This is a genomic window from Enterococcus sp. DIV2419, from assembly GCF_051711865.1.
In the GTDB taxonomy this organism is placed as follows: Bacteria; Bacillota; Bacilli; order Lactobacillales; family Enterococcaceae; genus Enterococcus; species Enterococcus faecalis.
Map to the genome: position 1 here is coordinate 1252173 of NZ_JBIONS010000001.1, position 26394 is coordinate 1278566.

The 26394-nt window shown below is 35.8% G+C and carries 24 protein-coding genes and 2 pseudogenes; 18 read left to right on the top strand and 8 right to left on the bottom strand.

The genetic code is table 11. From position 1 onward, the window contains the following. The first annotated feature begins 51 nt into the window (after positions 1-51). The 10 genes and pseudogenes from IGI97_RS05825 to IGI97_RS05870 all read left to right on the top strand — a co-directional run bounded on the left by IGI97_RS05825 (position 52) and on the right by IGI97_RS05870 (position 10142). Positions 52-930 carry a YitT family protein gene (locus IGI97_RS05825; protein ID WP_002357090.1) on the top strand — a complete coding sequence of 293 codons (879 nt, stop codon included), beginning with the start codon at positions 52-54 and terminating at the stop codon, positions 928-930. A gap of 420 nt (positions 931-1350) precedes the next feature. Further along, complete coding sequence (locus IGI97_RS05830; protein WP_002357092.1) at positions 1351-2388, top strand: sugar-binding transcriptional regulator; 1038 nt, start codon at positions 1351-1353, stop codon at positions 2386-2388. Between the two features lie 39 nt (positions 2389-2427). Then, the gene (gene gap, locus IGI97_RS05835) at positions 2428-3429 is read left to right on the top strand and encodes a type I glyceraldehyde-3-phosphate dehydrogenase (protein WP_002357093.1); all 1002 of its coding nucleotides are present in this window, start codon (positions 2428-2430) and stop codon (positions 3427-3429) included. Between the two features lie 126 nt (positions 3430-3555). Beyond that, entirely contained in the window at positions 3556-4749 is a 1194-nt protein-coding gene (locus IGI97_RS05840) for a phosphoglycerate kinase (protein WP_002366880.1), read from the top strand. Between the two features lie 48 nt (positions 4750-4797). Then, positions 4798-5553, top strand: coding sequence for a triose-phosphate isomerase (tpiA, locus tag IGI97_RS05845; protein WP_002362045.1), 756 nt, complete (start codon positions 4798-4800; stop codon positions 5551-5553). Between the two features lie 131 nt (positions 5554-5684). Then, positions 5685-6983: a phosphopyruvate hydratase gene (eno, locus tag IGI97_RS05850; RefSeq protein WP_002357098.1), complete on the top strand. Its 1299-nt coding sequence runs from the start codon at positions 5685-5687 to the stop codon at positions 6981-6983. Between the two features lie 352 nt (positions 6984-7335). Continuing rightward, a pseudogene (locus tag IGI97_RS05855) lies at positions 7336-7419 on the top strand (toll/interleukin-1 receptor domain-containing protein); the annotation flags it as partial. A 70-nt stretch (positions 7420-7489) separates the two neighbouring features. Beyond that, entirely contained in the window at positions 7490-9127 is a 1638-nt protein-coding gene (locus tag IGI97_RS05860; RefSeq protein ID WP_438738178.1) for a DUF6119 family protein, read from the top strand. A 221-nt stretch (positions 9128-9348) separates the two neighbouring features. Then, complete coding sequence (locus IGI97_RS05865) at positions 9349-9564, top strand: hypothetical protein (protein WP_002357102.1); 216 nt, start codon at positions 9349-9351, stop codon at positions 9562-9564. 227 nt (positions 9565-9791) lie between these two features. Further along, positions 9792-10142 carry a DUF2200 domain-containing protein gene (locus IGI97_RS05870; RefSeq protein ID WP_438738180.1) on the top strand — a complete coding sequence of 117 codons (351 nt, stop codon included), beginning with the start codon at positions 9792-9794 and terminating at the stop codon, positions 10140-10142. A gap of 10 nt (positions 10143-10152) precedes the next feature. Here the strand turns inward: IGI97_RS05870 and IGI97_RS05875 are convergent, their stop codons facing one another. Both IGI97_RS05875 and IGI97_RS05880 read right to left on the bottom strand, forming a co-directional pair. Continuing rightward, positions 10153-10503 (bottom strand): iron chaperone, encoded by a 351-nt coding sequence (locus IGI97_RS05875; RefSeq protein ID WP_002357112.1) that lies wholly within the window; start codon positions 10501-10503, stop codon positions 10153-10155. 150 nt (positions 10504-10653) lie between these two features. After that, positions 10654-10803, bottom strand: a complete 150-nt coding sequence (locus IGI97_RS05880; protein ID WP_002357118.1) for a hypothetical protein — start codon at positions 10801-10803, stop codon at positions 10654-10656. Between the two features lie 208 nt (positions 10804-11011). Between IGI97_RS05880 and IGI97_RS05885 the strand changes: the two genes are divergently transcribed. Further along, positions 11012-12847, top strand: a complete 1836-nt coding sequence (locus tag IGI97_RS05885) for an LTA synthase family protein (protein ID WP_438738182.1) — start codon at positions 11012-11014, stop codon at positions 12845-12847. A 72-nt stretch (positions 12848-12919) separates the two neighbouring features. Here the strand turns inward: IGI97_RS05885 and IGI97_RS05890 are convergent. The 4 genes and pseudogenes from IGI97_RS05890 to yeiL all read right to left on the bottom strand — a co-directional run bounded on the left by IGI97_RS05890 (position 12920) and on the right by yeiL (position 16823). Beyond that, positions 12920-14322, bottom strand: a pseudogene (locus IGI97_RS05890) (IS3 family transposase). A 77-nt stretch (positions 14323-14399) separates the two neighbouring features. Beyond that, on the bottom strand, positions 14400-15581 hold the full coding sequence (locus IGI97_RS05895) for a multidrug effflux MFS transporter (RefSeq protein WP_002365813.1): 1182 nt from the start codon (positions 15579-15581) through the stop codon (positions 14400-14402). Between the two features lie 109 nt (positions 15582-15690). Next, positions 15691-16086, bottom strand: coding sequence for a DUF3224 domain-containing protein (locus IGI97_RS05900; RefSeq protein ID WP_002369192.1), 396 nt, complete (start codon positions 16084-16086; stop codon positions 15691-15693). A gap of 71 nt (positions 16087-16157) precedes the next feature. Further along, the gene (gene yeiL / locus IGI97_RS05905; protein WP_002362037.1) at positions 16158-16823 is read right to left on the bottom strand and encodes a transcriptional regulator YeiL; all 666 of its coding nucleotides are present in this window, start codon (positions 16821-16823) and stop codon (positions 16158-16160) included. An 88-nt stretch (positions 16824-16911) separates the two neighbouring features. Here yeiL and IGI97_RS05910 point away from each other — a divergent pair, with 88 nt between their 5' ends. From IGI97_RS05910 to tnpA, 5 genes are all read left to right on the top strand, one after another. Further along, entirely contained in the window at positions 16912-17562 is a 651-nt protein-coding gene (locus IGI97_RS05910; protein ID WP_033626480.1) for a YczE/YyaS/YitT family protein, read from the top strand. A gap of 317 nt (positions 17563-17879) precedes the next feature. Beyond that, positions 17880-20585, top strand: coding sequence for a cation-translocating P-type ATPase (locus tag IGI97_RS05915; RefSeq protein WP_002377094.1), 2706 nt, complete (start codon positions 17880-17882; stop codon positions 20583-20585). 69 nt (positions 20586-20654) lie between these two features. Further along, on the top strand, positions 20655-21191 hold the full coding sequence (locus IGI97_RS05920) for a GNAT family N-acetyltransferase (RefSeq protein ID WP_104855794.1): 537 nt from the start codon (positions 20655-20657) through the stop codon (positions 21189-21191). 69 nt (positions 21192-21260) lie between these two features. Continuing rightward, the gene (locus tag IGI97_RS05925; protein ID WP_002385841.1) at positions 21261-21701 is read left to right on the top strand and encodes a hypothetical protein; all 441 of its coding nucleotides are present in this window, start codon (positions 21261-21263) and stop codon (positions 21699-21701) included. Between the two features lie 394 nt (positions 21702-22095). After that, complete coding sequence (gene tnpA, locus IGI97_RS05930; protein WP_010712524.1) at positions 22096-22551, top strand: IS200/IS605 family transposase; 456 nt, start codon at positions 22096-22098, stop codon at positions 22549-22551. 125 nt (positions 22552-22676) lie between these two features. Here the strand turns inward: tnpA and IGI97_RS05935 are convergent, their stop codons facing one another. Then, entirely contained in the window at positions 22677-22838 is a 162-nt protein-coding gene (locus IGI97_RS05935) for a hypothetical protein (protein WP_002357133.1), read from the bottom strand. Positions 22839-22871: 33 nt separating this feature from the next. Beyond that, the gene (locus IGI97_RS05940) at positions 22872-23228 is read right to left on the bottom strand and encodes a hypothetical protein (protein ID WP_002357135.1); all 357 of its coding nucleotides are present in this window, start codon (positions 23226-23228) and stop codon (positions 22872-22874) included. Positions 23229-23407: 179 nt separating this feature from the next. Here IGI97_RS05940 and IGI97_RS05945 point away from each other — a divergent pair, with 179 nt between their 5' ends. Then, positions 23408-24742: an FAD-dependent oxidoreductase gene (locus tag IGI97_RS05945; RefSeq protein WP_438738186.1), complete on the top strand. Its 1335-nt coding sequence runs from the start codon at positions 23408-23410 to the stop codon at positions 24740-24742. Further along, positions 24732-26198, top strand: a complete 1467-nt coding sequence (locus IGI97_RS05950) for a helix-turn-helix domain-containing protein (protein ID WP_438738188.1) — start codon at positions 24732-24734, stop codon at positions 26196-26198. The genes IGI97_RS05945 and IGI97_RS05950 overlap by 11 nt, the downstream gene beginning before the upstream one ends. Positions 26199-26394: the final 196 nt, after the last annotated feature.

The window sequence follows — 26394 nt, forward strand, 5'->3', positions numbered from 1 at the left end:
AATATGAAAAGAAATGTAATTTATTGAAAACCTGAAACGAGGCTATTATTTATGAAAAAAATTTATGACGGACTGCCAGTTCATGACTATACAACAAAATTTTCTGTGTCGATTGTCTATGCTATTCTTGCATCAATTGCCATGAACTTTTTCTATCAACCAGGAAATATTTATTCCAGTGGCTTAACAGGCTTGGCACAAATTTTAACAACCCTCTCAACAAAAATTGTCGGTTTTAATGTGCCTGTCTCTATTACATTGTATCTGTTAAATGTGCCGTTATTCTTTATTGCGTGGAAGAAAATAGGTAAGAAGTTTACAATTTTTACTTTCATTACCGTGACTTTAACTTCATTATTTATGCATATTGTTCCGCAAACGGTGATGACCCAAGATCCAATTATCTGTGCTATTTTTGGTGGGGCGATTTCTGGATCAGGAATTGGTTTTGTCTTAAAAAACGGGGTTTCTTCTGGGGGCTTAGATATTCTAAGTATTACCATTCGAAAAAAAACGGGGCGTTCAGTTGGCTCGATTTCAATTTATTTTAACGCACTAATTGTCTTCGTTGCAGGCTATTTATTTGGCTGGCAGTACATGTTCTACAGTGCGTTATCAATTTTTGTAAGTGGGAAGGTCACAGATGCCGTTTATACTAAGCAAAAGAAAATGCAAGTTATGATTGTCACCAAAAACCCAGATCGAGTCGTGGATGAGATTCAAAAGAAAATGCGCCGTGGTATTACAATTATTCATGAAGCGGAAGGGGCATATCGCCACGACCGCCAAACTGTTTTGCTAACTATTGTGACACGCTTTGAGTTGCCAAGTTTAGAAGCAGCCATGAAAGAAAGCGATCCGAATGCCTTTGTCAGCATCTCAGATAATGTTAAAATTTTAGGACGTTTTTACGAAGAAGATTACAAATAAAAGGATATGAAGCAACGAGAGAATGGCTGTGTCTATTCTTTCGTTGCTTTTTTTGAAAAATAAGTAAAAAAATGCTTTGTGTGAGGACCTGAAATTCCCATTTAAACAAGAAGTTAATTGAAAGACGTTCGTGAATTCCTTTTCTTTTGGTTTAATTAAATCTAATTATTCGGAAATAAGTCGCTATTGTTTCTCGCAAACGAATGCTTTGTTTGGATTTGAAAGAAAACGATGAAAAAAGAATCATTTTTATTGAAAAGACCCAAAAAAACTGGTACACTAAGTGTGTAATTGATAAGTACTTTTAATACTGTTATGAATAAATAGTAGGAAAAACGAACATCAATTCTATTTTTTTAAAGTTCATAGGTCGTTTTCAGTCTTACTTGGACATATTTCGACCCACAAAAGGAGCGCATCATGTTAAAAGAATTTAAAATGATTGAAGCAGTTGCTCCAGATATGCTCGATGTATTACAAGAAAGATTCCAAATTCTTCGCAATATTTATTGGATGCAACCTATTGGACGTAGAAGTTTATCAGAAACGATGGGAATTACAGAGCGAGTCTTGCGTACAGAAACAGATGTTTTAAAGCAACTCAACCTGATTGAACCTTCAAAAAGCGGAATGACATTAACAGAACGCGGTTTGGAAGTCTACCAAGGCTTAGAATTAGTCATGAATCAATTGCTTGGCATGCACCAAATCGAAAAAGAAATGACACAGTACTTTGGCATTCAACGTTGTATCGTTGTTGCAGGAGATAGTGATATCCAAAAGAAAGTTCTTTCGGACTTTGGAGATGTCTTAACCAATACGCTGAATTTACTCTTACCAAATGGTGAGAATACAATTGCGGTTATGGGTGGGACAACAATGGCCATGGTGGCCGAAAATATGGGATCACTAGAAACTGAAAAACGTCATAATTTGTTTGTTCCAGCCAGAGGAGGGATTGGTGAAGCAGTTTCTGTCCAAGCCAATTCAATTAGTGCTGTAATGGCCAACAAAACGGGTGGTAACTACCGGGCGTTATATGTCCCAGAACAATTGAGTCGTGAAACGTATAATAGTTTATTACAAGAACCCTCGATTCAAGAAGTTCTTACGTTAATTAGTCATGCCAATTGTGTGGTGCACAGTATTGGTCGAGCGTTGCACATGGCGGCACGCCGAAAAATGTCTGATGACGAAATGGTTATGCTCAAACAAAAAAATGCCGTGGCAGAATCGTTTGGTTATTTCTTTGATGAAGAAGGAAAAGTGGTCTATAAAATCCCACGAATTGGTCTTCAATTAAAAAACTTACAAGAAATTCCCTATGTCGTCGCAATTGCGGGCGGCAAAACGAAAGCCAAAGCCATTCGCGCATATATGAAAAATGCACCAAAACAAACGTGGCTCATCACAGATGAAGCTGCTGCAAACGAGATTTTAAAAGGGGTAACCCTTTAAAATAAAAAATTTTTGATTTTCATAAGGAGGAAATCTTTAATGACAGTTAAAGTAGGTATTAATGGATTTGGACGTATCGGACGCTTAGCTTTCCGTCGTATCCAAGATGTAGAAGGAATCGAAGTAGTTGCAATCAACGACTTAACAGATGCTAAAATGTTAGCACACTTGTTAAAATATGACACAACTCAAGGCCGTTTCAACGGTACAGTTGAAGTTCACGAAGGTTCATTCAACGTTAACGGCAAAGAAATCAAAGTTTTAGCTAACCGTAACCCTGAAGAATTACCATGGGGCGAATTAGGCGTAGACATCGTTTTAGAATGTACTGGTTTCTTTACTTCTAAAGAAGCTGCTGAAAAACATTTAACTGCTGGTGCAAAACGTGTAGTTATTTCAGCTCCTGGTGGTAACGATGTACCAACAATCGTTTACAACACAAACCATGAAACATTAACTGGAGAAGAAACTGTAATTTCAGGCGCTTCTTGTACTACAAACTGCTTAGCTCCAATGGCTAAAGCTTTACATGACAACTTTGGTGTTGTTGAAGGTTTAATGACAACTATCCACGCTTACACAGGTGACCAAATGACATTAGACGGACCACATCCTAAAGGCGACTTCCGTCGTGCGCGCGCTGCTGCTGCAAACATCGTACCTAACTCAACTGGTGCTGCTAAAGCAATCGGCTTAGTAATCCCAGAATTGAACGGTAAATTAGATGGCGCTGCTCAACGTGTTCCTGTAGCTACTGGTTCATTAACTGAATTAGTTACTGTATTAGACAAAGAAGTTACTGTTGATGAAGTGAATGCAGTAATGGAAAAAGCTGCTAACGAATCTTATGGTTATAACACAGACGAAATCGTTTCTTCTGATATCGTAGGTATGACTTACGGTTCATTATTCGATGCAACTCAAACAAAAGTTATGACAGTTGGCGACAAACAATTAGTTAAAACTGTTGCTTGGTATGACAACGAAATGTCATACACTGCTCAATTAGTTCGTACTTTAGAATACTTCGCTAACTTATAAGATTCATTCTTATCATTAGTGAAATTTGAACAATTGTGAAATAATAAGCGGGGAAGCAACGCGCTTCTCCGCTTTCTTTTTTTAAAAAAGAAAAATCCTAAAATTGACAATACAGGAGGTCTACTCATGGCTAAAAAGACAATTAAAGATGTAGATTTAAAAGACAAAAAAGTCCTTGTCCGTGTTGACTTTAACGTTCCGTTAAAAGATGGCGTGATCACAAACGATAATCGTATCGTAGCGGCTTTACCAACAATCAAATACGTGATTGAAAATGGCGGAAAAGCAATTCTTTTCTCTCATTTAGGTCGTGTAAAAACAGAAGAAGACAAAGCTGGCAAATCATTAAAACCAGTGGCTGAACGTTTAAGCGAATTACTAGGTCAACCAGTTGCTTTTGTTCCAGAAACACGTGGTAAAGAATTAGAAGACGCTGTTAACAATATGAAAGACGGCGACGTTTTAGTATTTGAAAACACTCGTTTTGAAGATGTTGACGGCAAAAAAGAAAGCGGCAATGACGCTGAATTGGGTAAATACTGGGCTTCTTTAGGCGATGTATTTGTCAATGATGCTTTTGGTACTGCACACCGTGCACATGCCTCAAACGTTGGAATTGCTTCAACTGGTATCCCAACAGTTGCTGGTTTCTTAATGGAAAAAGAAATTAAATTCATCGGCGAAGCTGTTGAAAATCCAAAACGTCCATTCGTAGCAATCTTGGGTGGCGCAAAAGTTTCTGACAAAATCGCTGTCATTGAAAACCTAATTGAAAAAGCCGACAAAATTTTAATCGGTGGCGGTATGGCTTACACATTCATGAAAGCACAAGGCTATAGTGTTGGTTTATCTTTACTTGAAGAAGATAAAGTGGACTTAGCGAAAAGCTTAATGGAAAAAGCTGGCGACAAATTAGTTTTACCGGTTGATACAGTTGTCTCTAAAGAGTTCAGCAATGACGCTCCTTTCCACACGGTTCCTTCAACTGAAATCCCAGATGATGAAGAAGGCTTGGATATTGGTGAAAAAACAATTGAATTATTTGCTAACGAATTACAAGGTGCGAAAACAGTTGTTTGGAATGGACCAATGGGCGTATTTGAAATGAGTAACTTTGCCAAAGGAACAATTGGTGTTTGTGAAGCGATTGCTAATTTAGAAGACGCAACAACAATCATCGGTGGCGGGGACTCTGCTGCTGCAGCAATTCAATTAGGCTACGAAAACAAATTCTCTCACATCTCAACAGGTGGCGGAGCAAGTTTAGAATTATTAGAAGGCAAAACTTTACCAGGTTTAGCTTCTATTAACGATAAATAATCAGTTTAAAAGACAATATTTTTAAAAAAAGAAAAGGATGTGCTTTTCATGCGCAAACCAATTATCGCTGGTAACTGGAAAATGAACAAAACTTTAAGCGAAGCACAAAGCTTTGCAGAAGCAGTAAAAAATGCTGTTCCATCAAACGACGTTGTTGACGCTGTGATTGGATCTCCAGCATTATTCTTAGCTCCTTTAGCTTGGAACCTAAAAGATTCTGAAGTGAAATTAGCTGCACAAAACTGCTACTGGGAAAACGCTGGTGCCTTCACTGGTGAAAACTCACCAGCTGCAATTGCAGATTTAGGTGTAAACTATGTGATTATCGGACACTCTGAACGTCGCGAATATTTCCACGAAACAGATGAAGATATCAATAAAAAAGCCAAAGCAATCTTTGCAAATGGTATGACACCAATCTTCTGTTGTGGTGAAACTTTAGAAACGTATGAAGCTGGTAAAACAGCGGAATGGATCGAAGGTCAAATCACTAACGGCTTAGTTGGTTTATCAAACGAACAAGTTGCTTCAATGGTTATCGCTTACGAACCAATCTGGGCAATCGGAACTGGTAAATCTGCAGATGCTAATATTGCAGATGAAATCTGTGGTGTTGTTCGTTCAACAGTTGAAAAATTATACGGCAAAGAAGTTTCTGAAGCTGTTCGTATTCAATACGGTGGTTCTGTTAAACCAGAAAACATCGCTGAATATATGGCAAAAGAAAACGTTGACGGTGCTTTAGTCGGCGGCGCAAGCTTAGAAGCAGATTCATTCTTAGCTTTATTAGATGCTGTAAAATAAGAAATCACTAACGGTAACGTTTTCTCAATGACTTTTGCAAAAAAATGTTTGCATAGTTTGCGAGAATTAACTACAATCATACATGAGGGAATCCCCTTAGTATAAATACAAACTCAAAGGAGAGACAAAACATGTCAATTATTACTGATATTTACGCACGCGAAGTCTTAGACTCACGCGGTAACCCAACAATCGAAGTAGAAGTTTACACTGAAAGCGGAGCTTTCGGCCGTGGAATGGTTCCTTCAGGAGCTTCAACTGGTGAATACGAAGCAGTTGAATTACGTGATGGCGACAAAGCTCGTTACTTAGGTAAAGGTGTTACTAAAGCTGTAGATAACGTAAACAACATCATTGCTGAAGCAATCATCGGTTACGATGTACGCGATCAAATGGCTATCGATAAAGCAATGATCGATTTAGATGGAACTCCTAACAAAGGTAAATTAGGTGCTAACGCTATTCTTGGTGTGTCTATCGCCGTAGCTCGTGCTGCTGCTGATTACCTAGAAGTGCCTTTATATCACTACTTAGGCGGATTCAATACAAAAGTATTACCAACTCCAATGATGAACATCATCAACGGTGGATCACATGCTGACAACAGTATTGACTTCCAAGAATTCATGATCATGCCTGTAGGTGCGCCTACATTCAAAGAAGCTTTACGTATGGGTGCAGAAGTATTCCACGCATTAGCTTCAATCTTAAAAGGTCGCGGCTTAGCTACTTCAGTAGGTGACGAAGGTGGTTTCGCTCCTAACTTAGGTTCAAACGAAGAAGGTTTCGAAGTAATCATCGAAGCTATCGAAAAAGCTGGCTATGTTCCTGGTAAAGACGTTGTTCTTGCTATGGATGCTGCTTCTTCAGAATTCTACGACAAAGAAAAAGGCGTTTACGTTTTAGCTGACTCAGGCGAAGGCGAAAAAACAACTGAAGAAATGATCGCGTTCTACGAAGAATTAGTTTCTAAATACCCAATCATTTCAATCGAAGACGGCTTAGACGAAAACGACTGGGACGGATTCAAAAAATTAACTGAAGTATTAGGCGACAAAGTTCAATTAGTTGGTGACGATTTATTCGTAACAAACACAACTAAATTAGCTGAAGGTATCGAAAAAGGTATCGCTAACTCAATCCTAATCAAAGTTAACCAAATCGGTACTTTAACTGAAACATTTGAAGCAATCGAAATGGCTAAAGAAGCTGGCTACACTGCAGTTGTATCTCACCGTTCTGGTGAAACAGAAGATTCAACAATCTCTGATATCGCTGTTGCAACAAACGCTGGCCAAATCAAAACTGGTTCATTAAGCCGTACTGACCGTATTGCTAAATACAACCAATTATTACGTATTGAAGATCAATTAGGCGATGTAGCTGAATACAAAGGCTTAAAATCTTTCTACAACTTAAAAAACAAATAATTCATTTAATGAATAACGCTTAAAGGGACAATTGGTTAATGAACCAATTCTCCTTATACTCGGACGTAAAAACACGCCTTTCTGCAAAGAAAGGCGTGTTTTTTTATATTTATAAAAATATTGAAAAAATAGATTAGAAATAACTTCAACCGTACATCGCTCTATAATCACTTGTTTAAAAATAACAAAACATTAACAAAACAACATTATATAAAAATTTAATAAAACAAAATAATTGTTATTTTATAATTTTAGTATTGACTGGTTTCAGATAACGCTGTACGCTTAAAGAAATAGTATAGAATTTCACAAAAAAATGAAAACACAAATTTAACTTGGAGGATGTTGAGTAGTGAGCAACGGGAAAAAGATTTTTATTAGTCATAGTTCAAAGGATCAAGAATATGTGGATGCGTTTATCCAATTGTTGAAAAAAATGGATAAATGTAAAGCTACTTGTGCATTTTATTTAGAATCCTGAAATAATTTTAAAGGAGGTCTTAAAAATGAAAGTAAATTTATATAAAATTTTAACTGAAAAAGAGGAAGAATTTTTTGAGCAAATTAATTTAGAATATAGAATGGAAAGTGATGAGGTTCGTCAATATAGACAAAAAAGTGTACATATTCAGTTATATATTGATCGAAATAACTTAGAGGGAACTCCAAAATGGCAATGGATAATTGATGAATTGACAGAAGGAATACATCTAAAAACTTATGGGGCACCCAAAGGAATTTTAACAGTTTCTTTGGATGATGAGTTGTATGCGTTTTCTTTTAGTCATGCGCATCATTGTGTTCATAAGTTTGCAGATAAAGAATTTGCCTTTCGTTTTGCGAGAAAGTTAGACTACAAAGAAATAAAGCGTACAGCTAAAGCAGCGCCGCATAGTTCTAAGGTAAAGATGATTGATGCTTTTAAAGATAATAAATACTTTGATTTTGATAGTGGTGAAGCTTATTTAAAAGTTAAAGCTACCCAAAAATTACCAAGATATTTTGGAATATATAAAGAAAATATCGAAATTGGGGATGCTTTATCTGTTGAGTTGAAAAATGACTGTCTAACACACATGTTAGCGCTTGTATTTTATGCAAAAAGAATCATTATATCTGATAAAGAAGAAATAAAAATTCCATTATTGAAGAAATTGGACAAGAATGATGATAATCTTATTAAGACATTAGACGGGAAATTAATAAAAAAAATAATTGATGGAGAAACACCTATTTATTTTTCAGATTTTGACATTATAGGAAACATAGAGAGCTTTAATGATTATAGTACGGAATATACAGTACATTATTTAAATAGAAAACCGGTTTTTTTAGATGGATTTGACATCAATGATTTACGCATGTTCATTGAAAAAAACAAATTAATAGGCGAAGATATTTTTAAAATCTTTATAGGTAAAGAAATTGAAGGCAAAAGAAAAAAATATGAGATAAAGAAAATCTTAGATTACACAGATGAAGAAGAGCGTTATACACTACTAAATGGTGAGTGGTATTCTTATAATAATGACTATCTAGATTATTTAAATGATTCACTTAGTGAAATTCCAGTAATCTATAATCCTGAGTATGATTTTTCTAAAAAAAGGCATGAAACTTTTTGTGCTAAGAAATATGAAGAAGAAAAAAATAGATCTGATTTTACTGGCAAAACAAAGAAAGAGATTAAAGAGTCAATAAAAAGAAAATACTATAAAGAAAGAGTTTATAATCTCTTGCTAGCAGAAGAAAATGAACATTTGGAGAATCATGATCGTCAGTTGACCAAACTATCTAATAATGAAGACATTGAGATTGCAGATATATACTGTAAAGAAACGCAAACATTATTTGCAGTTAAAATCGGTGATGCATCATCCAAGCTAAGTTATGTAGTTACTCAGTCACTTGCTTCTTTAGACATTATTCGCTCAGGATTAGTAAAAGATATACCGTCTGTAGAAAAAATAGGTTTGTGGCTTGTATTAGACAAGAAGACTAAGTTGATTGAGCGAGAAAAAGGAATACCAGACTTAACATATTTGAAAATGTTTTTATTCAAAAATTATTTAGACAATTGGAAAAAACATGTATTATATTCTTCTAAAAAGCCAGTTATCTATATAAACTATATGATAGAGTAGAGCAACTTAAAATTTGAGAAAAAGCTTCTCAGCGGTTGCCGCCGCTGAAGAAAACTAGTTCATTGCACAGGCTGATCGTTTCAGTAAAAATTTTAAAGATGCTAGTAATTTCACTGAAAATCGGGTACACTAAAATTAGCTAGTGTAACTAGCAAAAAAGGCAACTGGAATAGATAGGTTGTGCTGTCTATGAAGGGCTTTGTTTGTCAGGTGATGCTGACATGCAAAGTGCCTTTTTTCTTTTTCTCAACATTTTAAGGACAAAAAACGATTGCAACATGTCACAATCGCTAACCTCGGAGAAAAAGGAATTTTTCTCCAATGGCCATTTCGATAACCTGTTGTGTGTTTCGAAACATTCAGAACGGTGGTGCGTTCTTTCAGTGCCTAATTATCCAATTCGTTTCTTGTTCCTCTATTTACAGTATACTGAATGAAAGCCTATTCTGCAATGATAGAATCAGGTTCCTGTGATTAAATAACATAAAAAATGGGCCCCCTATATAAAGAAAAATAACAAAAGAAATTTTTACTAGAAGAGTCAATTTTACTGCTTTTTAAATTTTTTACGGCACTTATTCTTTTAACATGGTATTAAAGTTTAAATTTAAGAGAAGTATAGTATAATGAGAAGGAGTTATTTTTTCAGAAAGTAGGAAAACCAATGACAAAACCGAAAATCTATACAATGACCTTTGCCAGTGTTTACCCGCTATACATCCAAAAAGCAGAACGTAAAAATCGAACGCAAGCGGAGGTTGACGAAATTATTTACTGGTTAACTGGTTACGATGAAAAAGGCTTGCAACAACAATTGGCTCAAAAAGTAACGATGGAAACATTTTTTGAAGAAGCACCCAAATTTAATGAAAACGCCCAATTGATCAAAGGCGTAATTTGTGGCTATCGCGTGGAAGAAATTGAAGATCCTTTAATGCAAAAAATCCGTTACCTAGATAAGTTAATCGACGAGTTGGCCAAGGGAAAAGCGATGGAAAAAATTTTAAGAACATGAAAACAGGGTCTCAATGAGACCCTGTTTTCATGTTCTCTTGTACACGGAATTTAACTATTTCCTGTATTAATGAAAGAGGTAACTCTTGCGTGTAGGGAAATTGAATGGCACCTTTCGAGGTTTTAAAAGGGCGTAATTCTTTGCTGAAACGTTGGATGGCTGATGGCGTAGGATAGAAACCTAAATGTTGCTTGGCCGCCGCAAAATGCACTAAATTGCCATTTAAGTAAAAGGTCGGCATTCCATAAGCGATTTTTTCAGTAGTCTCCTGAGGAACAACCGCTAAAATTGCTTGGTAGATTTCTGTTAACTGTGTTTGATGTTGGGGTTGCTGGCGAATATAGTTTGCAATGATGGTCATATAAAAACACCTCCGTTTGTTTCAGTATACTATGTAAAAAATAAAAGGCGAAGAAGATACAAAAAAACCGTCTAGTATTTTTTCTTTACTAAACGGCTTTTAGCTTAAATAACTACCTAAAGGGTCTTGCATGGAAATGTTTGTCACTCCTTAGTTTAATTGTTTTAAGTGTGCAATTGCTTCTTCAATTGTGTGACCAGTTGCTGTTTTACTTTCATTTTTTGCATCAAAAACAATGAAAATATTTTTGTCTGTGTCTAATTGAATACGGTATTGAATGTTTTTTACTTTGTAAGTCATAGTTATTCTCCTTTCATAAAGTACTCTAAAAAGGCGACGATAACTGATAACGAAATTCCATTGTTACTATACCACTGGAAAATTATTTTTGCAACAAATAACATTTTTTCTTTACCATTCCTTAGACTTCTTTGCTAGCTACTTCTTTACATTCTTTTTCAAGAAGCATAAAATAAATACATTACTAGTTTTTGAATAGGAGATCGATGTGAAAAAGAGAGTTGAGAAATTTAGACGATGGCCTTACCGCTACCTTTTGTATGGAATCGGGTTCATCTTATTAATTATTTTTAGTAATTTATATTTGCAATGGTGTCAGAATAACTTGTCTGTTGATTTAGCCTTCAAGTTTGCTTTTTCGTGGCATACGGAAAAGTTTTTCTTAGGTTGTTTTGTGCTAAGCGTTTTTTTACTTTTTTTATGTAGTTTGGCAGGCTCATTAGGAGTTGGCGCTCTTTTATATAGTGTCATAATAGGTGTTTTAGGATTTGCGGACTATCAAAAGATGTTTTATCGTGTCGAACCTATTTACCCAGACGACTTAAAAATGATCACAGAAGTTAGTTTATTAAAAGAAATGGTTGGTTTATGGCCGTTTGTTTTTGTGGTAGCGTTAGGTTGTGTAGCACTTTTTTTCTTAGGAAAAGCCTTTTATAAAAGTTTCTTTTTATCGAAGAAAAAACAAACGATTCGTGTGTTAAGTCTTGTTCTTTCGATTGGTCTATTTTCATATATTGGTGATTTTAACAATCCGCAAAATTTGTTACGTAAAGCCTATAATAAAACCGCGTTATGGATTCCTTACAGCCAAAAAATGAATTACTACAATACAGGATTTATTGGTGGTTTTCTATATAATTTAAAAGTAGAGGCTATGGACCAACCAAAGGGTTATTCAAAAGAAGCTATTTCAGAAATTACTCAGAAATATCAAAAGTTGGCCGAGGCGAAAACAGTGCCGAGTAATGAGCAACCAAATATTGTGTTTGTCATGAGTGAAAGTTTTTCAAATCCAGATCATCTGAAAGGTTTGTCCATTATTGGCAATCCTTTAGCTGATTATCAGCAAATCGCTGATAAAACTTACAGTGGCCAGATGCTTTCACAAAACTACGGGGGCGGAACTGCGAATATTGAATTTGAAGCCTTAACAAGTTTTTCGATGGAATTAATGAATGCCCAAATGACTACACCTTATACGATGATGATTCCTAAGATGACGGAATTGCCTTCCATTGTTTCATTACTTAAGGAACAAAAGTACCAAACAACGGCTATTCATCCGTACAATACATCTATGTATAAACGAAAAGATGTGTATAAAATTTTAGGTTTTGATCAATTTATCAATGAAAAAACAATGAACTATACGGATAAACTAGAAAATAATCCTTACATTTCAGATCAAGCAGCGTATCAGGAAGTGACGACACTGCTTAAAGAAAAAGAGCAACCGCAATTCATTCATTTAGTTACTATGCAAACACATATGCCCTATGAAAATAAATACACAACGTCCAATTATTTTTCTCAAGGAAACGGCAATCAAGTCGCGCTCAATAATTATTTGCAAGATATTGCCTACAGTAGCGAAGCTTTGAAAAAATTCCTACAAGAAATCGAAAAAATGCCCAAACGCACATTAGTCGTTTTTTGGGGAGATCACTTACCAAGTATTTATGATGAAAACATTCAAGCGTTGAATGAAGGGGCAGCCCTTCACCAGACAGAATTTCTAATGTATGATACGGCGAACCAGTTAACAGAAAAAAATCAGCATCAAGCAATCATTAGTCCATTTTATTTTGCTCCCTCACTTTTCCAACAAAGTGGCTTACCGCAATCGGGATTTTACGCTATGCTAAATGAGGTACAAGAACAATTGCCTGCTTTTGAAAAGGGGAATTACTATCTCGGTGGGGAATGGAAAAAAACAGTAGAAATGAATAAAAAGCAAGAACAACTATATGAGGAATACCGACTGATTCAATATGACATTGTTTCAGGGAAGCAATATAGTTTAGAAAATCAATTTTTTAGCTAAAAAAAACACACGAAATATGTAGTGACCCCAAAAAGTTAGACTTTTTATAGAGTGGATTTTTCCACTCTATTTTTATGCAGTTTTTTGATTGAATTGTCGAAATTCTACTGGGCTTTTCCAGTTAAGTTTTTCCTTGATTCGGTGATGATTGTAATAATAAATGTAGTTCTCAATTGCTTCTCTCAATTCATTTTGACTTTGATAGATTTTTCCATAGTACACTTCTTGTTTTAGGATACTGAAGAAATTCTCCATAGGAGAATTATCTAAACAGGTTCCTTTTCGAGACATACTTTGAAAGATATTGTTGTCCTTTAATGCTTGTATATAGACATTCATTTGATAAGCCCAGCCTTGATCAGAGTGAAAGGTGCGCCGATAGGGACAATCATTTGTTTGAGAAATTGCTTCTTTCAGACCTCCCATAACTGTTTTACCATTTGGTTGAGTAGAAAGGCTATAGCTTAGAATTTCACTATTATACATATCCATAAATGGATCTAAGTATAGTTTTTTCTGACGAAAGATGCCTGCGTTATCTGCTTCAAAGTACTTAAATTCAGTTGTATCAGTTGTAATTTTTTGATGAGGAACAGAGGTTTTAAATCGGCGACGAATCAAATTTTTAGCGATTTTACCAACGGTTCCTTTATAGGAATTATATTTTCTTGATTTCTTAGTAAAAGCTTTGACTTGTAACTTTAACTTTTGTATTAATCGCTGGACTTTCTTTTTATTCACTTGAAATCCACGTCGTTTCAATTCTTGGGTCATCCTTCTATAGCCATAATGTTGATGCTTTTTACGAATCGCTTGAATTTCTTCTTCAATGATTTGTGTTGAAGCTGTTCTGTCGAGGCGTTTTTGCCAGTACATGTAAGTAGATTTTGGAAACCTTAGGGTTTCCAAAATATCTTTTAATCGAAAGTGTCTTCGGAGACTGTGAATGATTCGTGCGATTCGTTCATTTTTTGTTCGTCCTCTAAACGCAGTCTCCTCAATTCTTTTAAATAGGCATTCTCAATTTTTAACATTCTATTTTCTTTTTCTAGTTTCTCTACTTGAGATCGTTCACTTGGTAATGGTTGGGTTTCCTTTTGTTTCTTCTTAGGCATGGTAGGTGGACGTCCTTTCTGTTTAGAGAGTCCCTCTATACCAAACTTCTGATACGTTCTAAGCCAATTCGCAATCAATGATGGATTGTTCATTTTTAGAAGATTAGCTACTTCTTGATAGGACAACTCTGTTGTTAAATATAACTCTATCGCATCTAGCTTAAATTGAACAGAGTAATTCTTATTTTTTCGACTGCGAAGTAGGCCTTCTTCACCAAGTTCTTTATAGGCATTTATCCATTTGCTTATTTGAGAACTATCTTTAAACCCATACTTCTTTGCGAGAAACCTTAGACCTCCTTGACCAGATAAGTAGTCATGAACAAGTTTAAGTTTAAATTCAAAACTGTATTTTGCCATACAAAAAAACCTCCAAAAGTTAGATTTCTAGGTCTAACTTTTGGAGGTCGGCTCAATATTCGTGTGTTTTTTGATTTTTATTTTAAAGTTTTACGATAAACAATGACATAATAGCTGAAAGCTAACAGACAAGCAAAACTTAAAAAGTAAAGCGGCAAGACCCAAATGGTACCATTGTGAAAGTAACTAATCAAATAGGTAAAGAAACTAACAAACAAGTAATAGACAAAACTAAAAATCCCACTGGCAGTACCAATTACAGATTCATAGCCTTTTAAGGCCATACTTAAGGCATTGGGCAAAGTAATATTAATCCCTAAGAAAAAGAGAAAAATAAACAAAATAAGACCAATGATTGTTTCAAATTGTGTCATTATTAATAAACAGCAAGCCGCAAAGATACTTAGCAGCAAACCAGCAAAGGCAATTTTTTCCGCTGACCAATATCCTAGCAACCAATTGATAAGAACCGCAGCAAGAATACTAGACACAGCTAAAACTAAACCAAGAAAGCCATATTGGACACTGCTAAAGCCAAAGTGATTGATGAAAATAAACGGAGCTTCTGCATAGTAGCTAAACAATAAACCATTAATGCCCCCAATCAATAAGCCGTAGCACCAAACTTTCGAGTCGAAGGAAAGGCGTTTCGCCACGGACCAAAAAGGAGCTTTCGTTAAGGTATTTCCTAAGTGAAAGGTTTCTGGTAAACGATAAAAACTATAGAAAAGTAATAGAACAGCCATGACAATTAAGGTGCTAAAGACATGCTGATAGCCAAAATAGGTTTGAACAAGTCCGCCGACTAAGGGTCCGATGGCAGGAGATAGCGATAGGGCAGCGCTTGTTTGAGCAAAAATTTTCCCTCTTTGAAGATCGTTAAAGCTTTCCCGCATCATCGATTGGGTAATAACAGAACCAACACTTGCACCAAATGCTTGAATTAAACGGAAGAATAACAGCCAAGGAAATGTCGGACTCAAAAAAAGGCCAATATTTCCAATTAAATAGCATAAAATTCCTAATAACATAGCTGGGCGACGTCCAATCGTATCGGATAGAATTCCCCAGAATAAAACGCCAACGGCAAAGGCAACAAAATAAATACTCATGGTTAATTGTGCCACGCTATCGTGAATGTTAAAAGCAGAACTAAGCGCTGGTAAAATAGGTGTGAAAATCGACTCGCTGATTTGTGGAAATCCCACAAGCAAAATAATAATTAGTAATGATGGGACGGTGTTTCGGGTGTTTTTCATGATTTTTCTCCTTAAAAGTTTAATCTAATCAAAAACACCCATTGTCTTTTACAACCGCCAAATTTAAAATAAGTAAAATAATGTCACCAACTTTCCTTGAAATTTTTTATTATACAAAGTCTAAATGAAGAAGCGCTTCTTCTTGACTAAATTCATAAGTGTAGCGACCGGATAAACCGGCAAGCTCATCTGATGCTTGAAATAGTTCACCTGGGCAGTCTAAAAGACCCTGTGTAAACGTCCCTTTTTCGCAAGCAGTAAAGGTGCCTTTTTTTCCTAAATAAGTTCCTTCGAAATGTAGGAAACCGACCACTTGAGCCACAGCTTCAAGCCCATCTGCCATTGAAGAGCCTTGATAAGTCATTAAGTATTCCACAGAAGCTGTCCCAGATAAGGCGCCTGACAATTGATAAGTAGCGCTCGCTTGATTCACTGGGAAATTTTCATTAAGATTGTCAATCGGTTGTTCTTGCCAACTAGATACAGTAAATGATGCTTGCTCCATTGCTGTCCCTTCTTTCTTATTAATAAGAATAGGGTAGCGGGAAGCGCACTATTTGTCAACAATCCACCACTTTAACTCTTCATTTTTTGCACAAAAGAATGTAACGCTAAGCGGTTGATGTGATAAGCAGTTCCTTGTTTTTGAATAAAGCCGCGCTCTCGAAATTGTTTGAAGGTATAAATAAGATGGCGATAACTAACCCCTAAGTATTCGGCAATCTCAGTATGTTTTTCTTTATAAACATCTTCGTGATTAGCGGCAACCAATAGCAATTCCGCTAGCCGATAACTTAGTTCATAGGTCTGATTCGTTGTAAAGTGGTCCACCCGTTGGAGCATTTTTTTCCCTAGATAATGGCTGAGTTGCTGCATAAAAAGTACCTTGTTTTTTAAAACAGTTTCTGCGTAAGCTAAAGGTACAGCCAAACAACAGGTTTCACCTAAGGCGATAACGTCCTTGGTTATCGTTTCCGCTTGAACTAATGTTAAATCGCCAATTAAATCACCTGTCGTTAAAAACTGAACAATGGATTGGCGGCCATTGCGTTCTGTTTTTAAAATTTTCGCTTTTCCTTTGATTAAATAAAAAAGATAATTTAATGGCTCTGCTTGGTGATGAATGAATTCTTGATTTTCAAAATCGATAATAAAACTGTGTTTTAAATCAGTTTCATTAAAAAAAGGCGTATTTTTAGCTAATTCTTGTTTCGGTGATCGTTGGTAGGCTGTTTTAAGCATTTTTTCTCCTTATAATAGGAGATATCTCCTATTTGTTTCTTCTATTGTAGCACATAATAGACGTATCAAGAGTAGAGGAGTTTTTATAATGTGGAAGAAAAAAATTGTACTATCGTTTCTTTTTTATTTAATTAGTGCATTGGGCATCAGTTTGACAATTCAAGCAGGCATCGGGGTTAGCAGTTTTAATGCGTTTAATGTGACCTTTGCAACACTTACTCATTTAAAAGTCGGGACGGTTACCACAGCTATCAATTTCGCTTTTTTAGGCACGTGTTGGTTGTTAGATCAGCAGCGTAAAATTCAGGACTATTTGATTATTTTGGTGGCGTTAATTGGCTTTGGTTTTGTCATTAATTTTTTCTTATATCAATTATTTGGTTCGCTTGTTTTTCAAAATTATTTGGTTAAAATTGTTCTATTTATTTTAGGGACAATCATAGCAGGAATCGGGACAGGACAGGTAGTTGCGCTAGGTGTTTTGCAATTTCCTATTGAAAAATTTTGTACACTTATTTCTGAAAGAACGCGCTATAATTTTCAGTTTTATCGTTATTTAGTTGATATTTTTTGTGTCAGTTTGGCACTAGGATTGTCCATTAGTTATCATTTGCCGATTTTTGTTCGTGAAGGAACCGTGATTAGTCTTTTCTTACTTTCTTGGGTTATTAGTTGGTCGCGAAAGCGGGGGCAACAGCGTATTTTACGAATACAAATCAAGAAACTGGAATCCGAATGAAAGGATTTCAGTTTTTTTCAAATGAGCAGAACTTTTATTTGAAAAAAAGAGTGGAAAACGGTATACTAATTAAGTAATTATTCATAACATTGGTTCTCCAATCAATGTTAAATAGTTTTTTCATGAGGGAGTAACTGACAGTATTTATGCTGTGACAACATCACCAACTCCGAAAGCAATTTCTGGTGTTGTCTTAAACGGTGAGACTTATGTATGTTCGACGAAGTAGCATACACAAGTCTATTTTTTTTCATTTATTTTTGATGAAATGTAAAATAGTACTTGGAGGATGCTGCAAAAAATAGAGGAGGAAGAACATGTCAGAAGAAAAGAAAACACAATTGTCTGAAGCGTTTTACGCACAAGACGACACAGTTGTTTTGGAGAAAATGAACACAACAACTGATGGATTAAGTGCACAGGAGGCTCAAAAGCGTTTAGAAACGTATGGGGAAAATGTGCTAGATGAAGGGAAGAAAAAATCACTTGCCGTGAAATTCTTTGAGCAATTCAAAGATTTTATGATTATTGTTTTATTAGCGGCAGCGGTCATTTCAGCCGTCTTTTCCCATGATGTGGTAGACTCGATTATCATCTTAGTGGTTGTTATCTTGAACGCCATCTTTGGGGTCATTCAAGAAGCCAAAGCGGAACAAGCCATTGAAGCATTAAAAGAAATGTCTTCACCAAATGCTAATGTTCGCCGTGATGGACACGTCATTACTGTTAAAAGTGATGAATTAGTGCCAGGTGACATTGTTTTATTAGAAGCAGGGGATGTCGTTCCAGCCGATTTACGTTTATTGGAAGCGAATAGCTTAAAAATTGAAGAAGCAGCGTTAACCGGTGAATCTGTTCCAGTTGAAAAAGAAGTAACCATCTTAGAGGGAACCGATATTGGTATCGGTGACCGAATCAATATGGCTTATTCCAATAGTAATGTGACGTATGGACGTGGTCTTGGCGTTGTGGTTGGCACAGGGATGAATACAGAAGTCGGTAAAATTGCTGGCATGCTAGCAAGCGAACAAGAAACGGAAACGCCTTTAAAACAAAACTTAAACCAATTGGGTAAAATGTTAACAATTGCCATTTTAGTCATTGCAGCGGTGATGTTTGTGGTAGGAATGATGAATGGTCGTTCATGGATTGACATGTTATTAACGTCAATTTCGTTAGCTGTAGCGGCAATTCCAGAAGGATTACCAGCGATTGTCACGATTATTTTGGCTTTAGGTACCCAAAAAATGGCCAAGAAAAATGCGATTGTCCGTAAGTTACCAGCCGTTGAAACATTAGGAAGTACAGATATTATCTGTTCAGATAAAACAGGTACGTTAACCTTAAATCAAATGACCGTTGAAGCGTTGTATACAGATGGTCAAGTTTTATCTGCTTCCACAGAAATCCCTGCCGATAATATGGCTCTAAAAATCATGAACTTTACGAATGATACAAAAATCGCTCAAGATGGTTCATTAATTGGTGACCCAACAGAAACTGCCTTAGTACAATTTGGTTTAGATCATGCGTTTAACGTAACCGAAAAAGTAGCAGCTGAACCTCGTGTGGCAGAGATTCCTTTTGACTCTGATCGTAAATTAATGACTACTGTTCATGAATTAAAAACAGGTGGCTTCCTAGTTTCTGTCAAAGGTGCACCAGATGAATTATTGAAACGTTGTACGGAAATCTTATCAAATGGAGAAACAAGTCCATTAGATGAAACAAAACGTCAAGAAATTTTGAAAACCAACACCTCATTAGCGAAACAAGCCTTACGTGTTTTAGGAATGGCTTATAAATATGTTGAGACGATTCCAGCCGAAATGAGTTCTGAACTTGTGGAAAAAGATTTAACATTTGCTGGTTTAGTCGGTATGATTGACCCAGAAAGAAAAGAAGCTGCAGATGCTGTAAAAGTCGCGAAAGAAGCGGGTATTCGTCCAATTATGATTACGGGTGACCACCGTGATACAGCAGAAGCAATTGCGGCACGTTTAGGCATCATCAAAGAAGGTGACGACGATGCCGTCATTACAGGCGCTGAATTAAATGAATTGTCAGATGAAAAATTCGCACAAGTCGTGGGACACTACTCTGTCTATGCTCGTGTTTCACCAGAACACAAGGTTCGGATTGTTAAAGCGTGGCAACAAGAAGGAAAAGTGGTTGCGATGACTGGTGATGGCGTAAATGATGCCCCAGCCTTAAAAGCTGCTGACATCGGGATTGGTATGGGAATTACCGGAACAGAAGTATCAAAAGGTGCTTCAGATATGGTCCTTGCCGATGATAACTTTTCAACAATTATTGTAGCAGTAGAAGAAGGACGTAAAGTCTTCTCAAATATCCAAAAAACGATTCAATATTTACTTTCAGCTAACTTAGGGGAAGTATTAACCTTGTTTATTGCAACAATGCTCAATTGGGATACCTTGTTACCTGTTCACTTATTGTGGATTAACTTAGTAACGGATACTTTCCCAGCGATTGCGTTAGGTGTGGAACCCGCAGAACGTGATGTGATGAGCCATGAACCTCGTGGTAAAAAATCGAACTTCTTCTCTGGCGGCGTTTTAAGCAGTGTTGTTTATCAAGGGATTACGCAAGGGGCATTGACTTTGATTGTGTATAAAATGTCAATTATGTTCCCAGCACATACCGCAGCTAACACAAACTTATCGGCGCAAGCGTTGTATGATTTACAACACGGCGATGCTTTAACCATGGCCTTCGCTACTTTGGGATTAATTCAATTGTTCCATGCCTTTAATGTGAAGTCGATTTATCAATCAATTTTCAAAGTTGGCTTATTCCGCAACAAATCATTTAACTATGGGATTCTTGTTTCGTTCTTGCTATTAGCTGCAACGATTGTTATTCCAGGATTTAATGATTTATTCAGCGTCACACATTTAGATGCATATCAATGGGCAATTGTAGCAGGTACATCTTTTGCTATCATCCCAATTGTGGAAATTGTGAAGTTCTTCCAACGTAAAGCAGGTAAAGGTGCTTAATAAATAAGAAAAGAAAATTGGCTGGTACTTAAACCAGTCAATTTTTCTTTATGTAAGGAGTGAAAGGGCTTGAAACGGAAAATTATTTTCGAAACACAACGACTTATTGTCAGAGAATGGCAGTTGGAAGATGAAGTGGAATTGAAAAAATTTTTGCAAGATGAAAATGTGATGTATGCCTATGAACACGCTTTTTCTGATGAAGAGGTTGCAAACTGGCTAAAGTGGAACTTACAGTCCTATCAAGAATACGGCTACGGCTTATGGGCGTTAGAGAAGAAACGAACAGGCGAAGTTATCGGCGAGTGTGGTCTCACCAATCAATTAGTAAAAGGTAAGAGCTATCCAGAAATTGGTTATCATTTATGTGGGAAAGAATGGCACAAAGGGTATGCGATTGAAGCTGCCGCAGCGACAAAACAGTACGCATTCGATGTATTAAATTTTCCAGAAGTTATTTCAACGATTCGTGATACGAACTTAGCCTCTATGAATGTCGCTATTCGAAACCAGATGCTTGTTAGGGATCGATACATTAAAACATACCGTGGCAAAACGATGCCTCACTATGTTTTCTCTGTTAAAAATCAAAAGAATAAAGACTGAAAAAGTGCCACTTGTCAGATGGAATAGAAAAAGTGTAAAATGGAGTGAAAGAGAAAAGGGAAAAGAGGGATGGTTATGAGACCAAATTTAGGATTTTACGTTCAAACAATTAATGATATCGTTAAAACAACAGAAGATATTGGCGAAGTCATGAATCCATATTACGAAGAAGTTCGTCAAGCGATCGATAAGAATAAAGTGAATGATTTAACAGCCGAACGAATTGCAGAAATTCAAGCAAAATTTAAAGAAGGTACTGAAAAATATGAATTAATGCTCAAAAAAGTCGGAACATTAAAACCAACACCACAAGTACTTGGCATTCACAAAAAATTTCAACATGCTTATACAGAATATGTAGCAGGATGCAATGAAATGATTTTAGCAACAGATCCAGAAACAGGCATTGATGCAGATTTATTTAATGCTTCAGAGGAAAAGCAGGATCAAGCAACGGATGAATTAACCTTTGCCATTACGCGAATGAGCAACATTCTTTTGAAAAAATAAAAAACTAATAAAAATAACTAACGAATTTAATATTTTTTTCATGTCTTTTTTATGGACAAAAGAGAAAGTGTATTGTATTATTAATTCATACCAACAACAACCTTTTTATTTTTCATTTTACTCTTATTGAGTAAATACTCCTTTTCCATCGGCAAAACTGCCGGTGGTTTTTTTTGTTATTTTTTTTATTTAATAATAAAACAACCTTTGATTTTATTAAAATCAAAGGTTGTTTTAGCTTGTTAATGACTTTAGTCAGTTGAAATCTCTAAAGAGATTTCGACAAAAAAACCACGCGTACTGCGCGTGGAGGCCAGAGCTTTAGCGATAAAAACTCCTTTCGATATAATAGATAAAGGCTAGCAACCGTTATCAAATCGAAAGGAGTTTTTGAATGTCGAACGACGATAAAAGTTTAGCACATACTCGTTGGAATTGTAAGTATCATCTTGTGTTTACACCAAAATATAGAAGAAAAGTAATCTATGGTAAATTGAGGCGAGATATAGGGAAAATACTAAGGAAATTGTGTGAAATGAAAGAAGTCGAAATCATTGAAGCGCATGCAATGCCCGACCATATCCATATGTTGGTAAGAATTCCGCCGAAGTTGAGTGTATCAGGTTTTATGGGTTTCTTAAAAGGAAGAAGTGCAGTAATCATTCATGAACGTCATGCGAATTTAAAATACAATTATGGAAATCGATCCTTTTGGTCAAAAGGCTATTATGTGAGCACTGTAGGATTGAACCAAAAAACGATAGCTAAGTATATACGAGAACAAGAAGCAGAAGATCGAGTAAGGGATAGTATAAACAAAAGAGAGTATAAAGATCCATTTAGGAAGTAACAACTAGATAAGAATAGAATGGTAGCGGTTGGCGGTCTCTAAAAAAAGCTCCCTTAAAGGGAGCAGCAGGTAGCGAGCCCTTCTAGGGCTATTAAAAAGCCACCCGCTATGCGGGTGGATATTTACTAATTTTCAACATTTCGCACATAATCATCAAAGTATTGAATTAACTCTTTCTTGATTTGTTGATAATCTGCTTCAGAATAGTTCTTTTCTTCTAACGTACCATTAAAAAATGGCAAATTTAGTTCTTCTTTTAAACGTTCAATCACTTCTTCTTGCTTCATAAGGACCCCTTCTCAACGAATTGTTCTCTTCTATTATAGAACATTGTAGTCATCCGTCAATTGTTCAAAGGCAATTTTCATTTCCTCTAGACGTTCATTCAATTGATTGGTTTCATCTTCTTCATTGAAAAAATGTTGTTTTAATTCAAAATAAAAATTTTCGAAGGCTTGGAAAAAAGGCTCAGACTTGTTGTTTTCAAGAGCAGGAACACTTGTGTAGAGAACACGAGCGCTATGATAGTAAGTGAAAACCTCGTTAATATTTAATAAAATACGCGCTTCCTCTGGGCGTGGTCGACTTGTAACTAAGTCATGTAAAGATAAACTTTTTGTATGGGTTTCAGATAAATAAAATAAAAATAGTTCCAATTGCTCTTTTGTTGCAGACATGAAAACTCCTCCTCAAACAGTAGTAACATTTATTATAAATGAAAATGAAAGTGCTTGAAAAGCAATGCGCTCAGCAAAAATAATTATTTTAAGGGAAAACTATAGTTGTTGCTTTAGCATTCTTTTTAATCATGATAAACTGAGAGAAGTATAATAGGTCCTGACAGAGGAGGAAACAAATGAAAATTGTGATTATTGGTGCATCATTCGCAGGTATTTCCGCAGCAATTGCTTCAAGGAAAAAATATCCCCAAGCAGAAATTTCTTTAATTGACAAGCAAGCAACAGTGGGGTATTTATCTGGTGGCTTAAGTGCGTATTTTAATCATACCATCAATGAATTACACGAAGCACGTTACATAACGGAAGAGGAATTACGTCGTCAAAAGATTCAGTTGCTTTTAAATAGAGAAGTCGTGGCAATGGATGTTGAGAACCAATTGATTGCTTGGGCACAAAAGGAAGAGCAACAGTGGTATTCTTATGATAAATTGATTTTAGCGACAGGCGCGAGCCAGTTTTCCACGCAAATTCGTGGTAGTCAAACAGAAAAATTACTCAAATATAAATTTTTATCAGGTGCTTTAGCGGCTGTTCCATTACTGGAAAAGAGCCAGACAGTAGCCGTCATTGGTGCAGGACCCATTGGAATGGAAGCTATTGATTTTCTTGTGAAAATGAAGAAAACGGTCCATGTCTTTGAAAGCTTGGAAAATCTATTGCCTAAATATTTTGATAAAGAAATGGTCGCAGAAGTTCAAAAATCTTTGGAAAAACAAGCAGTAATTTTCCATTTTGAAGAAACGGTCCTAGGAATTGAAGAAAAAGCAAATGGTATTGTTCTTGAAACAAGCGAGCAGGAAATTTCTTGTGACAGTGGGATTTTTGCTTTAAACTTACATCCTCAATTAGCCTATTTGGATAAAAAAATTCAACGGAATCTGGATCAGACAATCGCGGTGGATCCTTATTTACAAACTTCAGTGCCGAATGTTTTTGCCATCGGTGATTGCATTTCAGTTATGAATGAACCAGTCGCGGAAACTTTTTATGCTCCGTTAGTGAACAATGCGGTACGAACTGGCTTAGTAGTCGCCAACAATTTAGAAGAAAAAACACACCGATTCATTGGCTCTTTGCGAACAATGGGAACAAAAGTGGGGGACTATTACCTTGCTAGTACAGGTCTAACCGAAACGGAAGGTTTATTTTTTCCGCAAACACTTGCTTCCATAATTGTTAGACAGCCAGCGCCGCCTCTACAACATGGGACAGAAATTTTAGGCAAATTAATCTATGATAAAGTGACGCAACGGGTCCTTGGTGCACAGCTTTGTTCAAAAAATAACTGTTTAGAAAAAATAAATACGTTAGCATTAAGTATCCAAACAGGTCAGACACTGACAGACCTATTACAAAAAGATTATTTTTATCAACCTGCCTTAACCAATATTTATGATATTACAAATTTGATGGGTGCTTCGGCTTATTGGAGAGAGAACGATGAAAGTTGAGACGTTATTGGAAAAGAAAGCGATGCGACAATTATTAACGGTACAACAAACCATCTTAGCAGGCGGCACCTGCTCAGTCTCTGATTTAACAGCATTTTTAGCGGTCACAAAAGCCTCCTTTGAAAAAGACTTAGAGGATTTACATTATTTTTTGAAACCTTTTGGAGAGGATTGTCAGCTTACTTATGATGGCCAACAGCTATCAATCACCTTATCGGATTTTTTTTCGTTGAATCATTTAATTGAAGCATTTGTAAAAGAGTCTCTTAAATTTCAACTTTTAGATTATTTATATCGTAATAAAGAGTTTTCTATTGTTCAATTAACGACTAAATTTATGATTAGTGAGTCTTCTTTATTTCGAAAGATTAAGGAACTCAATCAATTGTTAGCCGCCTTTGATTTGCAAATAAAAAATGGACAACTACAGGGAGAAGAATTGCAGATTCGTTACTTTTACTTTCAGTTGTATTGGTATATTACTCCCTATGAAATACACCAGAAAAAAACGATGTCGCCGTTAAATAAACGGATAATTGAAGGGATTGAGACTGGCTTAGGTTTTACTTTTAATGAACATAATGCGTTAAAAGTTAGCCTTTGGTTGAGTATTACGAAAAAGCGCCTAGCGGTCACTTCAAAAAAATATCAACAATTGAGAAAGAAAATGAGTGATTTTAAAGAAGATCCGTTATTTAAGCAAGTTCGACAATTGTTTTTCCGTTTTTCTAGTCGCTATTCATTAGAATTAGACGAAGGAGAAAGCATGATTCATTTTGTTTTTCTAATCACAATGTCGGTCTTACCAGAATCAGCTTTTGATGAATATTCCTTAATTCGGGGACGTCGTTCCGCTGTTTCTTTAGCTGATACGTTTATCTTGGAAAATGTGGTCTTGTATTATCGGCCCCATAAATTTGAACCTACTCTTGAGAAAACCATGGCTTACTATTTTTCACAAATTCATGGAAAACTGTATTTTTTTAAAGGAGAATTGGAAGTTTTTGATCGGGCCCATATCTGGGAAAAAGAACAGCAATTATCTAGTCGGGAATTAGCTTCTTTTTCAACAACGTTATTAGAAAAAGCTTTAGCTTGTTTTGATGAAACGTATCAACCAGGAGATAGTTTGCATGAACTTTCTCTGGTCAAATATTTAAGCGTGTTGGCATTAATTGAATTTAAAATGATTGGTGAAATAAAAATTGGAATTCACTTAGCAATGGATGCTCTTTATCAAGCGGCGTTAACACAAGTATTAATGCTTAGTCTTAAAAATATGAATGGCACGCTGGTGGAGAGGTATCAGCCTGAACAAACATATGATTTAATTGTGACCAATTATCAGCAAACGAGCTATCAAGGAACACCGGAAGTCTATGTTTTGTCAGAATTAAGTTCGACCTATGATGTGCAACAATTAAAAAAGAAAATACGCACCTTGCGGGAGAAATAAACAAAAGGTTGGTGTGACGGAAATTTTCTGATCCTCGCACCAGCCTTTTTACAACTAAAAGTCGAAAATTAGGCTTTTTTAAACAAAAATGTTTCTTTTTATTGAAAAATTAGAGATAATAAAAGCATTATTGAAAGCGTTGTCTTTGTTGGTTTTAGTAGAAATCCTTTCAATTTTTTTAAAATAAAAAAAGTTT